We start from the raw sequence: 13,968 nt of genomic DNA, 5'->3' as shown, positions 1-13,968 counted from the left end.
TCAATGGATGGGCTGCGACGCGCCGGCCGCCATGCCGCCGACGACATCGCTCAGTGTCGGGGCAGCCGAGAGAAGCTGGCGCGTATAGTCATGGCGAGGATTGCCGAAGATCTCCGTGACGGAGCCGGCTTCGACGCAGAGGCCGTTCTTCATCACGAGGATGCGGCCTCCCAGGGCGCGGACGACGTTCAGGTCGTGGGTGATGAACAGGTAGGAGACGTTTTGTTCCGATTGCAGCCGCAGCAGGAGATCGAGGACGGCCGCCTGCACTGACAAATCCAGCGCCGAGGTCGGCTCGTCGCAGACGATGACGCGCGGCTTGGCGGCAAAGGCCCGGGCGATGGCAACTCTCTGCTTCTCGCCGCCCGAAAGCTGGCCGGGGTTGCGCCGGGCATAGTCGGGCGGAAGCTGGACAGCCCGCAGCCATTCGGCAACGCGCTCGTCCATCTCCTCGGGCCTGCAGGAGCCATAGAGCTGCATCGGCCTTCTGAGGATCTGGGCGATCGTCTGACGTGGGTTGAGAGACGCGTCGGGGTTCTGGAAGATCAGTTGGATGGCCTGACGAGCGGCGCGAGGCCGCTTTCGCGGCACGGCGGCGAGCTGTGTTCCGCCCAGAGAGATCAAACCCTCGTCGGCTCGGGTCAAGCCAGCGACTATCCGAGCCAATGTGGTCTTGCCGGAGCCGCTCTCGCCGACCACCGACAGGGTCCGTCCCTCGGGCAGGTCGAAGCCGATCCTGTCCACCGCGGCAAAGCCGCGCCCGGAAAACAGGCCTGCGCCATAGCGCTTCACGATATTCTCGCCGGAGAGGGCCGAAGGCGGAACGGCGGTCAGCGCCGCATCGTCCCGGGCCACACGGTCGGGAACGGAGGCGATGAGCTGGCGGGTATAGTCGTGCGACGGCCTTGTGAAGATATCCGCCGTCGTGCCCTGCTCGATGACCCGCCCGTGGCGCATGACCAGAACGCGATCGGAAACGCGGGCGACCACCGACAAATCATGGCTGATGAACAGAAGAGAACATCTCGACCGCCGGCGCAGATTCTGGACCAGCTCGATGATCTGTGCGGATGTGGTGACGTCGAGGCCGGTCGTAGGCTCGTCCATGATGATGAGCTTCGGCTCGCATGACACTGCCGCGGCGATCAGCACCCGCTGCTGCTGCCCGCCCGAGATCTCGTGCGGGTAGCGCTCGAACAACTCCGCCGGCTTCGGCAGGTTGACGTGCTCGAACAGCTCGAGAACCCGTTTGCGGGCCTCGTCCCACGACATCTCGCTCCGATGCGCGAGCAGTTGCTCGACGACCTGGCGGCCGACCCTCATGCTCGGGTTGAGCGATTTCTTGGGATCCTGCGGAACGAAGGAGACGGTTCCACCGCGAAGCTTGCGCAGCTCGGGCTCGCGCGCACCGGTCACGTCCTGGCCGTCCAAGAGAATCCGTCCGGCCAACGCGGCCTGCGGCGTCCAGCCGACGATGGCGTAGGCCACGCTCGACTTGCCGGAGCCGGATTCCCCGATGATGCCGACGGCCTCGCCGGGCGCGATTTGCAGGCTGGCGTCGCAGACCGCCTGCACGGTGCCGCGCGCCGAGCAGTAGGACATGCCCAGCTTGTCGACGTCGAGAACGAGTTCGCTCACGCCAATCCTCCTGCTCGCCAGATCAAAATCGTCATAGGCCGGGTATGGGCCCGATGACGTCGAACCTGGCCTTGTAGGCTTTCAGGACATCGCCCCAGCCGGGAGCCTCGACATAGGTCACCGTCGCCTTGCCGGAGGGCCATTCGCGATTGCGGAAAAGCTGGACGCAGCCGGTATGGCTGTATTTCGGCAGATGCCGCGAATCGAGCGGACGCCAGGCATAGGAGCCCGGCGCGGCCTCGACCGGCTTTCCCGAGACGGGGTCCAGCAGGAGCAGGTCCCCGCTCAGCCGGAAGATCTCGTCGGCGACGTCGTGCCATTCGGCGCAGTCGAGCCCGCTGCCCGGCCACATCACGTCGATGCCGAAATTGTCGCGGTTCTCGGGGTCGACACGCAGATACTTCACGACATTGGTGCTGGTTCCGGTGCTGGAATGGGCGCAGTCGCTGGTGCGCACCTGCCAGGGCTTCGTTTCCGGATCGACGATCTCGAATTCTCCAGAGCCGACCCCCTTCTCGCCGGTCGCGAGGAAAACCGTGGCTCCGCCTCGGAGCGTGACTGCGCGCTCGGCCGTTTGCGGCGGCAGATAGGCGAACCAGCCCCGCGGGACCGGGCGACCGTTGACGATGGCGGAGCCGGTCAGAACGAAGAATTCCAGCGTGCGGCCGGGCGGAAAGTGGAAGGCGATCTCCCGGTCGACGACGACATAGGCGGTGAAGGCACCGTCCCGGCCATCACGGGACAGAACGCGCATATGCGCTCCGGCCAGAAAATCGCTTCCCTGCACCAGCGGGAACGCGGCCAGCGCGCGCCCTTCGATGATTTCACGAGCCATGGATTGAGCTTTCCTGATGATGGATTCGTTCGGTTGAAGCAGTCTCGGGGCATCAAGCCCGGACCGTGCTTCCGGAGAGGTAGCGATTGACCTCGTTGGCCAGGACGGCGATCGAAATCACCAGGCTCGCTATCGCCAACGTCGGAAACAGGACGACCCACCAGGAGCCTGCCAGCAGGAGCCCGTAGGATTCGGCGACGATCAGCCCCCAATCCGGTGCGGGCGGCTGGACGCCAAAGCCCAGGAAGGACAGGTTCGCGACCGCGAACACGGCGAAGGTCATCCGCACGGTGAACTCCACGACGACGATCGGGAAAATATTGGGAAGGAGTTCGCGCAGCATGACATAGATGGCGCTGTCCCCCCGGACGCGTGCGGCAAGAATGTAGTCCTTCTGGGTTTCCTGGAGGACGGCACCGCGGATCGTGCGCGCGACCACCCACATGAACTCGAAGGCGATCACGCCGATCAGGGCGAGATTGGAACGCCCAAGCGCTGCGATCAGCAGCAACGCCAGGATGATGCCGGGCACAGAAATCACGGCCTCGCCGATGCGCGACAGGACTTCGTCGAGAAGACCTTGGGCATAGCCCATAGCGAGACCGAGAACGGTCCCCGATACCGTCCCGAACAGGGCTGCGAAAAAAGAGACGGTCAGGATGTCACGCGATCCGACGAGAACGCGCGAAAAGACATCGCGCCCCAGATCGTCTGTGCCGAAAAGGAATTCGGCGCCCGGCGGCTGAAACATCACCTCCATCTGCACATTGAATGGATCGTGGGGAACAAAGGACGGAGCCGCAATCGCCGCCACCACCCAGAACAGGAAGACGCAGCCGGCAACGATGGAGGAAAGGGAGAGCTGGTAGCCGGTCTCCACCGCCTGGCGCTGCGGAACATCGGAAGTCGAGAGCGACATCACGCCACCGCCTTTCGCAGGCGAGGATCCATCGAACGCTGCACGATGTCGGCGAGCAGCGTCAGCCCGACATAGAGCGTGCCGATCAGCATCACGCCGGCTTCGAGGACGGGCATGTCCTTGTATTCGGCCGCGCGCAGCATCATCACGCCCAGCCCAGGATAGTTGAAGATCTTCTCCACCACGACGAGGCCGCCGATGAGGTAGCCGACCTGCGTCGCGATGACGATGATCGACGGCGCCATCGCGTTCCTGAGGACGTGCCGGCGGGTGATCGCCGAGGGGCTCAGCCCCTTCAGGGCCGCGGTGCGGACATATTCGCTGCGGTAGATTTCGACCGCATTGGCGCGGACGACGCGGGCGAGATAGCCGAACAAGGTCGCCGACAGCACCAGCGCCGGCAGGACGAGATAATAGATCTTCATCCAGACGTCGCTCCCCGGCGGCGTCATCGCCGTGATCGGAAACACCCTGACCACGACGCCGGTCAGCAGAATCAGGATGATCGCGACCACAAAGCCCGGGACGACCATCAGCAGCATTCCGCCATAGGTGATCGCCCGATCGAGCGCGCTGCCCTCGTGTCTGGCCGACCAGAGGCCGGCGATAACGGACAGAGGCACGACGATGACCAGCGTCACCAGCCCCAGAGCGACCGAGCGGCTTCCGGCCGCCCAGATCATCTCAGAGACCGGCATCTTCTGGGCGTAGGACGTACCGAGATCGCCGGTGAGCGCATGTCCAATCCAGTCGAGATAACGGGTCAGCGGCGGGCGATCGAGGCCGAGCTGGGTGGAGAGCGCCGTGACCGCCGCTTCGCTCGCGTCATTGCCGAGAATGGCGCGAGCGGGGTTGCCGGGGAGGATCTCCGCCCCGACGAAACCGATGACGGAAAGCACGAACAAGGTCAGGATGCCGGAGCCGAGGCGCCGCAACACGAACGCTGTCATACAGCCTCTCCAAGCAACATCTGGCGCGGCCTCGCGCCAAGCGTCAGGCCTTGCGCACCGCCTTGTGGAGCACGGGATAGGACGCCTGGCGCTGGAGCCCGTCGATATATTTGTGGCTCAGCGAGACCTGATGCTTGAACGCCGGATAGATCATCGGCGTCTCGTCGAGCAGGATCTCGTGGATCTTCCTGGCCGTCGCGCGCTGCGCCTGGAGATCGACCTCCGCCGCGAACTGGTCGGCGAGCTTGTCGAACTGCTCGTTCTCGAACCGTGCCGAGTTGATGTTCGCACCCTTGCGCAACTGGATGTTGAAGAACAGGTTCGGAATGCCGCGGTGGCCGTAGCTGTTGATGCCAGAAACCGAGTCTAGCATCGGCGAGCTGCCATAGCGCAGGTCGCCGCGATAGGCCGCGCTGTCCAGCAGTTCCAGATCGGCCTGGACGTTGATCCGCTTCAGCGCGCTTTGTAGGAGCTGGGCCATCTGCGGCAGTACCTGATAGCGCAGCACGGTCAGCTTGAACTGGAAACCGTTCTCGTAGCCGGCCTGCGCCAGCAGCTTGCGCGCCGCCTCGATGTCGAAGGGCCGCTGTGGCAGGTCGCCCGTATAGGCGGCATGGACCGGCGCGATTGGGGCATCGTTGCCGATACTGGCATAGCCCTGCAGCAGGCCCTTCACTAGGGCCTCGCGGTTGAGGCACAGCGCCATCGCCTGACGGACGCGCTTATCGGTGAAGGGCTTGCTGTCCATCCGGAAATGGATCGGATCGTGGTTCGAGGCCTCGCGCACGTCGATATTGTAGGCGGAGGCGTTTGCGATGATCGCGCGCGCATTCGCCAGACCAATCGGGCCAGTCATATCGATCGACTGGTTCTGGAAGGCGAGCAGCAGCGCCGTCTCGTCCTCATACATGTTGAGTTCGAGGGACTCGGCCAGCGGCGCGCCCTGCCAATAATCCCTGTTGGGCTCGAAGATGGCCCGAACCCCGGGGATATACTCCTTGATGCGCCACGGCCCGGTCCCGATCCAGTCCTTCGACCAGTCGCCGCCATAGTTCTCGGGAACGATCATGGCATTGTAGTTGTCGTTCGAGACCAGCCAGGAGAACGACCCCACCGGCTTTTCGAGTTCGAACACCACCGTCGCATCGTCCGCGGCCTTCACGGCGCCGGGATTGAGGGTGCCGGCGAACATGCCGGACGCGCTCGAGGGGAATTTCGGATCGGCGAGACGATTGAAGGTCCAGGCGACGTCCTTCGCCATCAGCGGCGTACCGTTGTTGAACTTGACGCCCTGGCGGATCTTGAAGGTCCAGATCGTTCCCTTGTCGTTCGCGCTCCAGCTCTCGGCCAGGACCGGGCGCAGCTTGCCGGGCTCCGACCACGACAGGTATTCGCCGACCTGGCTCACCGCCATGGCCCCGGCACCGTCCTGGATCTTGATCGGATCGAGCTGCTGGCCCGGCACGCCCGTACCGGCCCGAAGAACCCCACCACCGGCTCCTGCCGGTGCGGCGTGAGCGATGCCGGGCTCGCCCGCGATGAAATGGGCCGCCGGCAGGGACAGGCCGAGGATACTCGCAATCTTGATGAAGCCGCGGCGATCGAGATTTCCGTTCAGGAACTCATCGATCGCATGGCTCTGAAGGCCGGTGCTGTTAAACCTGATATTATCAAACCGCTTCATTTTCGAAGATCCCCTTTTGTATTACTGGTCAATTCTCCGGCTTAAGCGGGAGGCGGCACAATAACCCAAAATGATTTGCAGACGTCTGTCTCAGACAAATTCACCCATGAATGAGGTATTGTTGGAGCGAATGTTAAAGTATCGCCTGCGCTTAGATCGTAAATTTCTCCCCCGACGACCACTCGCAGCTGTCCTTCGATAACGTGAATTAGATCGCTATTAGCTTTTATTACGTACATTTCGGGGCCAGATCCGCCACCTGGTTCGATTACGGAATATAACGCCATCATAGCGTCGTTCTTTTGTCCGTTTACGATCCGCTCTTTTAGGCTGTGTCCTCCGAAATTTACTGGAACTCCTTGACCGGCAGGCACGTAGCTAGAAGGCGGAGGATCGAAAACATCCGAAAGCTTAATTCCAATCGCGCTGAATATCTTAAGTAGAGTCGCTATAGATGCTTGCACCTCGTCGCGCTCAAAGCGGCTAATGAAAGACTTTGTTACCCCTGAATTCTTTGCAACCTCCTCAATCGTAAGCTTTCGCGCCTTCCTAAAAGCCCGAACTCGACCGCCGATGTTCCCTTCCACGGCATCATCTGGCTTCATGAGGAAAGTTCCGCGCTGAGTTTACCTATGCGCAATCTCTCTATCGAGAATGGCGGATTCTGGCCAGTATCAACCCTTTGTTTGAGGCGTCAACCGCAAAATTAGTTTTCTAATGAGAAACTTTTGTCACCTGCCTCTGGCATTCGGATTTTGCCGTGGCCTAGCGGGCCGACCACTTCGGAGTTTGGTCGCCCAGGTTCAGCTTAGTAGGCGGCCTTGTGAAGCGTGGCCGCCAAAACCTTGATCCCGCTTACGATGTCCTCGATCGACGAGAATTCCTCTGGCGTATGGCTTCTGCCGTCTTTGCTGCGCACAAAGATCATTACAACCTTGGCGATCGCTGCCATCTGCTGAGAGTCATGTCCCGCGCCGCTCGACATGGTCATGAAGGGTATTCCTTGCTCGCGTGCAGCTTCCTGCGCCATGAGCAGAAGACCCGGATCGCTCGGGCACGCGGGCTGATTGATCATCGCTTCCCAGGAAATATCTAGGTTCCGCCGTTCGGCCACCTCGCGCATTGCGCGCTCATGCGAAGCGAGCAGGCGATCGTAGGCGGCGGCTTCCGGATGCCGGGCGTCGATTGTGAAGCGCACCTTCCGCGGGATCACGGCGACGCCGTTGGGCTCGACCTCGACCCGGCCGACGGTGGTAACGGCAGGGCGCCCCCAGCGATGGGCGGTGTTCACCACGGTCGTGGCGATTTCGGTGAAGCCCATCATGGGATCTCGGCGCAAATCCATGGGGAAAGCTCCGGCATGATTCTGCTCGCCTTGCAGTTCCACGACGCCTTGGCAGATGCCCGTGATGCCGGAGACGATGCCGACCGGCAGATTGGCGTGTTCCAGGATCGGCCCTTGCTCGATATGCAGCTCGATGAAGCTGTCGATGTCGTCGCGGCGCGCTTCGGGAATGCGGGAGGGGTCGAAACCGGCCTCGTGCATTGCGTCGGCGATCGTTTCGTCGCTGGTCAGCCCTCGGATGCGTTCCGGATCCTCCGGCGCGATGCGCCCGGTCACCGCCCGCGATCCCCACCAGCCCGCAGAAGGGAAGCGGCTGCCTTCTTCCTCGCACAGCGCAACTGCCTCGAGAGGGCGCTTTGGCTCCCCGAACTGCTCCTTGAGGGCTCGGATGGCAATCAATCCAGCGAGCGCTCCAAGCGCGCCATCGTACCGGCCACCAGGGCGCTGCGTGTCTATATGTGAACCGGAAACTACGGAGGATCCGCCTTCACTGCCTTCTAGGCGTCCCCATACGCTGCCGACGGCGTCTTGCCGAGTCGCGAGGCCTGCATCCTCGCACCACGGGACGTATTGTGCCGTCGCTGCGATCCATTCAGGTGAATAGACGGTACGCCAGACGCCCGTGCCGCTATGCGCACCGAAGCGTCCCAGTTCTTCAACATAGTGCTGCACGAGAGCGGGGTCGATATGGATGTGAGGCATGAACTTGCTCTAGATTGGCTCATAAGTCGGTTATCTACGTAGGGCGGTGCGACCGTCTTGCAGCGTCAGCCTGTCCGGCTTGCCCGTGGTCCCTTGCGGTGGATGAAGCCGCCTTTTCTCGGCACCCCGAGAAACGCGCGGCCTGCAACGATCTCCTGTCCGCGCAGGAAAACCCTGTCGGGCAGGCCGCGGACCGCGCGTCCTTCGTAAAGCGTGTAGTCGACGTTCTGGTGCAGCTTGCCCTGGCTCAGCGTCATGGTGGCCTGCGGGTCCCACAGAAGGATGTCGGCGTCGCTTCCGACCGCGATGGCGCCTTTGCGGGGGTGCAGCCCGAATACCTTAGCCGGTGAAGTCGCGACGATGTCGACGAAGCGCGACAGTGAAATGCGACCCTCGTTCACGCCCTGATAGGTAAGGATCAGTCGCTCCTCGATACCCGGCGCGCCATTGGGAATTCTCGAAAAATCGCCGCGGCCCATCTCCTTTTGACCCTTGAAGTTCCAAGGAGAATGATCCGAGGACACTGCGGAAAGCGTTCCGTCCGCGAGAGCGGCCCAAAGCACGTCATGGTCGTGGGCACTGCGGGCGGGTGGCGTGAAGACGTATTTGGCCCCTTCGAAATCGTCCCGGCCGAGATCGTCCTTCGTCACGTAGAGATAATGGGTGCAGGTCTCGGCCAGAACGTCCACGCCACGCCGGCGCCCCCGCAGAAGTTCCTCCAGCGCCTCCTCGCAGGTCAGGTGCACCACGTAGAGCGGCGCGCCGGCGATTTCTGCCAGCGCGATGGCTCGCGCCGTCGCCTCGGCTTCCACGCGCGGCGGGCGCGACTCGGCATGATAACGAGGTTCGACCTTACCTTCGGCGACGAATTTCTTCTGAAGGAAGTCGGCCGCGTCGCCGTTCTCGGCATGAACCATCACGATGGCGTCGGCGGCTCGCGCGGCCTCCAGGGCCTTCAGGAGCGCGAGATCGTCCACCATCGATTGACCCTTGTAGGCCATGAACAGCTTGAAGCTGGGAACGCCCTGGGCGGGAAGCGTGTAGAGCTCCTTCTGAACCTCGTCGTTCAGATCGATGACGATGATGTGAAAGCCGTAGTCGATGGCCGCCTTGCCCTTGGCTTTGGCGTGCCATCCTGCGATCGCATCCTGCAGCGACTGTCCCATCTCCTGCCGGCAGAAGTCGACGATGGTCGTGGTGCCGCCGCATGCTGCCGCAACCGTTCCCGTATCGTAGTCGTCCGCCGTGGCCGTCCCGAAATCGGGCGTGTCGAGATGCGTATGGACGTCTACCCCGCCTGGCATCACGTAGCGTGCGGAGGCGTCGACCCGACGCGCGTCGGAGGGCATTTCGCCACCGATCTGGACGATGACGCCGTCCTTGACGCCAACGTCAGCCCGGAAGACGTCCGAGGCGGTTACGACGGTCCCATTTGAGATGACGAGATCCATTCTCGTTGTCCTTTGGCAATAAGTTTTGCTCGCCGGGAGGGGCGGCTCGGTTTCGGCAGGGCGGCTCGGCTTACCCGGGGAGGTATTGAATGCGCGCGAGCGGCTGTTTCATGGATCGCCTGACTAAACCTGCGGACCCGAACAACGATCGCGCCAGTGAGAAGTGCAGGGATCGTGGCGCTGGACCTTAGGTCGCCGCAAGGCCGGTCGAGCGCATAACGCTTCCGTTCTTCACAACCACGCGCATGTTCTTCAACGTCCGTAGGTCCTCCAGCGGATTTCCTTCAACCGCGACGAGATCGGCATAGGCGCCCGGCTTGATCACGCCGACCTCGCCCGCAAGGCCGCAGACTTCGCCGCCGCTGGCTGTAATTGCCCTCAGGGCCTCCTCGTTGCTGAGGCCGGCCGAAGCGGCAAAGATCGCCTCCTGGGCAATCTCGCCATGAATCGCATCGGTCGAAAGGGCGAAGCGCGCGCCCGATTTCTTGAGCTTGGCGACGCTTGCCCAGGCCGCTTCGCGCCCCTTTAGGATCCGTTCCCGAATCCAGACCGGCCAATTCGGCAGCTCCGCGATGCCGGGCTCGGTCGTGAAGACGCCGAGCGTCGGCACTATCCATGTGCCTCTCTCGGCCGCGCGATCGTATTGCGCGGGCGTCATGAAGACGCCATGCTCGATAACGTCGACGCCAAGGTCGATGCACTCGTCGACGCTGACGCCCCCATAGGCATGGGCGGCAACGGGCCGGCCGTACCGGTGCGACTCGTCGACGGCGGCGGCGAGTTCCTCCCGGGTGAAGAGAGGCGCGCAAGCGTCCTCGCCACCGCCGATGACACCGCTGTGAAAGACCTTGATCAGGTCTGCTCCGCGCGAGATGTTCTCTCGAATCGCGCGCCGCATTGCGAAGGGGCCGTCGACCGTCAGGTTATTGGGATGGGCACCCAGGCTTGACGTGAGCCCGCGCGTCGAGGTGACGATGCGAGGTCCTGGCGCCTCGCCGCTGTCAAAGGAGCGGCGGACGGCGAGATCGATGAAATTTCGGCTTCCAACGAGGCGCAGCGCGGTGACGCCGCAGTCCAGATTGAGCTTGCCTCGATTGGCCATGCGCAGAGCCAGGGCGATGTCGTCGGCCTGGGCCTGCTGCAGTTCGTTGCCTGCCAGCACATCGAAATCGAGATGCGTGTGGGCGTCGACCAGGCCCGGCATCACGGTGAAGGCGGCAAGATCCAACAACCCCGGCGCGGCTCGGTCAAGCGAGTCATCGACGCCTCGAACGGCGGTCACGCGGCCATCGCCTATTTCGACGACCTGCGGCCCCGCGGGAGCCGCGCCGTCCATCGTGAGAAGGGATCCACAGAGAATTCGGGATATGGCCGTCACAAAATTGTCCTCACGCGAATCAGGTGGAGCTGCGCCCGCTGGCCGTCGACCGGACGTCAGGTCGAGCGGGGCTCGGCTCATGTCCGCCAGCCGAGGCCGGCAGCCACATGTCGGTCCCGCTGACGACATCGCTTGCAAGGCCGGCATCTTTCCCCGCGGCACCAAAAAAGCGGGGTACCGTAATTGATCATTATTGATGATGATCATCTGTTGGGCTATGAAGCTTGTCAAGCGGCCAATTGCAGCAGCGGCCATCTCGGGTCGGAAGGGAAACGCGCATGAAGCGCAGGATGATCAAGGCCGGGCACGTCATCGCATTCCAGAACGGAGGGCATCGCCATCTTCGTGACGGCGTCGTTGTCTGGGAGGGCGACACGATCATCCATGTCGGCAAATCGTTCGCCGGCCCCGTCGACGAGGTCGTCGATGCGCCTGATCGGATCGTCACGCCCGGGTTCATCAACACGCACGCGCATCTGTCCGAGTCTCCGCTTGATAAAAGCTTTGTCGAGGATCGGGGACCCCGGCAGTTCTACCTGTCGGGACTATTCGAGTTCCTGACGGCCCGTGATGTTTCGATCACCGACGAGATGCGCCGGGCTGCGATCGCTTTTTCCGTTCCGGAGCTGATCCGTTCCGGCACCACGACGATCATGGAGATCGGCGGCTATGGCGAGGACGTGGTCGAGCTTGCCGGCGGGGCGGGCCTGCGGGCCTATGTCGGGCAGGGGCATCGCTCCGGGCGATGGTATACCGACGATGGCCGCACCGTGAAATACGAGTGGTTGCCGGATGACGGCCTCGCCGGCTTCGAGAGAGCCGTCCGATTCATCGAGGACAACGACGGGGCGATGAATGGCCGCATCAAGGGCTTTCTGACCCCCTATCAGGTCGACACGACTTCGGAGGCGATGCTGCGTCGCACGCGGGCGGCGGCGACCGAGATGAAGGTTCCCCTGGCGTTGCATGCGTCGCAATCGGTGCCGGAATTCATCGAGATGACGCGCCGGAACGGTCGGACGCCGATCGAATGGCTGCGCGATATCGGCTTCCTCGGGCCGGACGTCATTCTCGGGCATGCCATCCTCCCGGGCGGGAATAGCTGGACCAACTATCACGCCGACGACGTCGGAATACTCGCCGACACCGGAACGAACGTCGCCCACGCGGTCTGGGTGTTCGCGCGGCGCGGCATCGCGATGGAGAGCTTCGCTCGCTATCTGGCCCGCGGCGTCAACATGACGATCGCTACCGATACCTGCCCGCAGAGCATGATCGAGGCGCTGCGATGGACGGCGGTCGTGAGTAAGATCGTCGATCGGAGGACGGATGTCGCCACGGCTGCGGACGTCTTCAATGCGGCGACGCTTGGTGGTGCCAAAGCCCTGAAGCGGGATGATCTCGGGCGGATCGCCATCGGGGCGAAGGCCGACCTGCTGCTATGGGAGGGCCGTAGCCTCTTCATGACCCCGGTGCGGGATCCGATAAGGAACATCGTCTATTCGGCGCAGGCCGACGATCTGAACAGCTCGATCGTTGACGGAGAGTGGATCATGCGTGATCGCGTGGTTCCGGGCGTCGATCTCGGCAAGCTCGCGGCGGATGTTCAGGCCGCGGCTGAAATCATGTGGGCCGGCACGCCTAACGGCGACTGGGCCAAGCGCTCGATCGACCAATTGTCGCCGGAGAGCTTCCCGGCATTCCAGCCCTGATCGTCAAAGTCGGTGCATCTCAATCCGTAGCAAGAGGAGTTAGTTGTCCGTGATCACGCGTCGTCATTCCAATGGCCGTCTCAGTCATGTCGTCGAGTACCCGCTCTCGGGAACGGTCGTGTTGCTTTCCGGCGAGGTCGCGCAAGATCGCGACCTCGACATCAGAGGCCAGACACGAGACGTCCTGGCGACCATCGACAGGCTTCTCGGCGAGGCCGGCACCAGCAAGGAGCAATTGATCTCCGCTCATATCTGGCTGCCCGACATCGGCGATTTCGACGCGATGAACGAGGTTTGGGACGGGTGGGTCTCCAAGTCCAACCCGCCGGCGCGCGCCTGCGTGGAAAGCCGGCTGGCGGATCCGAAGTTGAAGGTCGAGATCCAGGTGTCCGCGCTCAAATGACCGTTTTCCCCGCAAGCAGCATATGTCGTCCCGCTTACAACCTCGCGGGACATAGTATGCAGATAGAGCAAGCATGCTACTAGGATGCCCTTGCTGCGGTGGCTTCGGACAGCATTCAGGTGTCCGATGCCAGCCTTTGGACTTGATGATGAGCGACGCTGAACCCGGCTTGGGCGCGAGCCTACCGACCGAAGATCGAATGCAGCTTATTGCGCTTGAGGTATTGGCCGAGTCGGCCGGGCCATCAGGAGCGCTCAGCCTCGCCAGCGCCTTCCGCAATGCCGGGATCGACGTCGCAGAGGCTACTGCGGGACGTTACCTTCGGCAGCTCGATGAGCTTGGCTTCACGCACTCGCTCGGCAAGCGCGGCCGAATTCTAACGGAGGAAGGTGAGAAACGCCTATCCGATCTCAAACTCAGCGACAGCTTGGCGGCGCACGGCGCGCGCGTCACCGCAACCGTGGGCAGTAACGATATCGATCAGCTCATCGACCTGCTGCACGTTCGCCGCGCAGTCGAGGTCGAGGCCGCCGGGCTGGCGGCCATGCGCGCAACTCCGGATGAGATTGAGCGGCTTGCTGTCGCCGCCACCACGCATATCGATTGCGTCGAACAGAGCAACCGTGTCGAACTCTCGCATAATTTTCACGCCCTGGTGTCGGTCTACTCGCACAACCAGATGCTGTCGGCGATGACGGCCATGCTCCTCGATCCCAAGCATGACCCGCTTGCGAAACTGCTCGATCGTATCGCCGCCGATGCAGGCACTGCGCTAAGCATGGCCTTGGACCATGAGCAGATTGTGCAGGCCGTCCGTGAAAGAGACGCGGCGAAAGCCGAGCAGTACATGCGCACTCACCTGGACAAGCTGATCGCAGTCGTCGTCAGTTATCGCGGAACCGGCAACGGCTCTTAGTCCAGCCTCCGGAACTTGATCTGCAGCGTCCGCAA

Annotated in this window: 12 protein-coding genes; 3 read left to right on the top strand and 9 right to left on the bottom strand. The window is 62.7% G+C overall.

The features are described 5' to 3' along the window. From AC6RIC_RS25440 to AC6RIC_RS25400, 9 genes are all read right to left on the bottom strand, one after another. Positions 1 to 1,638 carry a dipeptide ABC transporter ATP-binding protein gene (locus AC6RIC_RS25440; RefSeq protein WP_499734450.1) on the bottom strand — a complete coding sequence of 546 codons (1,638 nt, stop codon included), beginning with the start codon at positions 1,636 to 1,638 and terminating at the stop codon, positions 1 to 3. Positions 1,639 to 1,669: 31 nt separating this feature from the next. Further along, a complete protein-coding gene (locus tag AC6RIC_RS25435) occupies positions 1,670 to 2,473 on the bottom strand; it encodes a hypothetical protein (RefSeq protein ID WP_499734449.1) in 804 nt (267 codons plus the stop codon). Positions 2,474 to 2,525: 52 nt separating this feature from the next. Then, complete coding sequence (locus AC6RIC_RS25430) at positions 2,526 to 3,392, bottom strand: ABC transporter permease (protein WP_499734448.1); 867 nt, start codon at positions 3,390 to 3,392, stop codon at positions 2,526 to 2,528. Further along, the gene (locus AC6RIC_RS25425; protein WP_499734447.1) at positions 3,392 to 4,342 is read right to left on the bottom strand and encodes an ABC transporter permease; all 951 of its coding nucleotides are present in this window, start codon (positions 4,340 to 4,342) and stop codon (positions 3,392 to 3,394) included. The genes AC6RIC_RS25430 and AC6RIC_RS25425 overlap by 1 nt, the downstream gene beginning before the upstream one ends. A 43-nt stretch (positions 4,343 to 4,385) precedes the next feature. Next, complete coding sequence (locus tag AC6RIC_RS25420) at positions 4,386 to 6,026, bottom strand: ABC transporter substrate-binding protein (RefSeq protein WP_499734446.1); 1,641 nt, start codon at positions 6,024 to 6,026, stop codon at positions 4,386 to 4,388. Positions 6,027 to 6,067: 41 nt separating this feature from the next. Beyond that, positions 6,068 to 6,631, bottom strand: a complete 564-nt coding sequence (locus AC6RIC_RS25415; protein WP_499734445.1) for a helix-turn-helix domain-containing protein — start codon at positions 6,629 to 6,631, stop codon at positions 6,068 to 6,070. Positions 6,632 to 6,834: 203 nt separating this feature from the next. Beyond that, positions 6,835 to 8,073, bottom strand: a complete 1,239-nt coding sequence (locus AC6RIC_RS25410) for a Zn-dependent hydrolase (protein ID WP_499734444.1) — start codon at positions 8,071 to 8,073, stop codon at positions 6,835 to 6,837. A 65-nt stretch (positions 8,074 to 8,138) separates the two neighbouring features. Continuing rightward, complete coding sequence (gene hydA / locus AC6RIC_RS25405; RefSeq protein ID WP_499734443.1) at positions 8,139 to 9,524, bottom strand: dihydropyrimidinase; 1,386 nt, start codon at positions 9,522 to 9,524, stop codon at positions 8,139 to 8,141. 187 nt (positions 9,525 to 9,711) lie between these two features. Next, positions 9,712 to 11,157: an amidohydrolase family protein gene (locus tag AC6RIC_RS25400; protein WP_499734442.1), complete on the bottom strand. Its 1,446-nt coding sequence runs from the start codon at positions 11,155 to 11,157 to the stop codon at positions 9,712 to 9,714. Positions 11,158 to 11,192: 35 nt separating this feature from the next. Here AC6RIC_RS25400 and AC6RIC_RS25395 point away from each other — a divergent pair, with 35 nt between their 5' ends. The 3 genes from AC6RIC_RS25395 to AC6RIC_RS25385 all read left to right on the top strand — a co-directional run bounded on the left by AC6RIC_RS25395 (position 11,193) and on the right by AC6RIC_RS25385 (position 13,933). After that, on the top strand, positions 11,193 to 12,614 hold the full coding sequence (locus AC6RIC_RS25395) for a chlorohydrolase family protein (RefSeq protein ID WP_499734441.1): 1,422 nt from the start codon (positions 11,193 to 11,195) through the stop codon (positions 12,612 to 12,614). A 49-nt stretch (positions 12,615 to 12,663) separates the two neighbouring features. Further along, positions 12,664 to 13,017: a RidA family protein gene (locus AC6RIC_RS25390; protein WP_499734440.1), complete on the top strand. Its 354-nt coding sequence runs from the start codon at positions 12,664 to 12,666 to the stop codon at positions 13,015 to 13,017. A gap of 148 nt (positions 13,018 to 13,165) precedes the next feature. Further along, positions 13,166 to 13,933 carry a FadR/GntR family transcriptional regulator gene (locus AC6RIC_RS25385; RefSeq protein ID WP_499734439.1) on the top strand — a complete coding sequence of 256 codons (768 nt, stop codon included), beginning with the start codon at positions 13,166 to 13,168 and terminating at the stop codon, positions 13,931 to 13,933. Positions 13,934 to 13,968 lie beyond the last annotated feature (35 nt).

Source organism: Allobosea sp. TBD101, assembly GCF_059817965.1.
This window is presented reverse-complemented; position numbering and strand designations above follow the sequence as displayed.

Excerpts from the sequence above, each read along its gene's own strand:
- AC6RIC_RS25410 (WP_499734444.1), bottom strand. The coding sequence starts at position 8,073 with ATGCCTCACATCCATATCGACCCCGCTCTCGTGCAGCACTATGTTGAA.
- AC6RIC_RS25420 (WP_499734446.1), bottom strand. The coding sequence starts at position 6,026 with ATGAAGCGGTTTGATAATATCAGGTTTAACAGCACCGGCCTTCAGAGC.
- AC6RIC_RS25430 (WP_499734448.1), bottom strand. The coding sequence starts at position 3,392 with ATGTCGCTCTCGACTTCCGATGTTCCGCAGCGCCAGGCGGTGGAGACC.
- AC6RIC_RS25415 (WP_499734445.1), bottom strand. The coding sequence starts at position 6,631 with ATGAAGCCAGATGATGCCGTGGAAGGGAACATCGGCGGTCGAGTTCGG.
- hydA (WP_499734443.1), bottom strand. The coding sequence starts at position 9,524 with ATGGATCTCGTCATCTCAAATGGGACCGTCGTAACCGCCTCGGACGTC.
- AC6RIC_RS25400 (WP_499734442.1), bottom strand. The coding sequence starts at position 11,157 with ATGGCCGCTGCTGCAATTGGCCGCTTGACAAGCTTCATAGCCCAACAG.
- AC6RIC_RS25395 (WP_499734441.1), top strand. The coding sequence starts at position 11,193 with ATGATCAAGGCCGGGCACGTCATCGCATTCCAGAACGGAGGGCATCGC.
- AC6RIC_RS25385 (WP_499734439.1), top strand. The coding sequence starts at position 13,166 with ATGAGCGACGCTGAACCCGGCTTGGGCGCGAGCCTACCGACCGAAGAT.
- AC6RIC_RS25425 (WP_499734447.1), bottom strand. The coding sequence starts at position 4,342 with ATGACAGCGTTCGTGTTGCGGCGCCTCGGCTCCGGCATCCTGACCTTG.
- AC6RIC_RS25435 (WP_499734449.1), bottom strand. The coding sequence starts at position 2,473 with ATGGCTCGTGAAATCATCGAAGGGCGCGCGCTGGCCGCGTTCCCGCTG.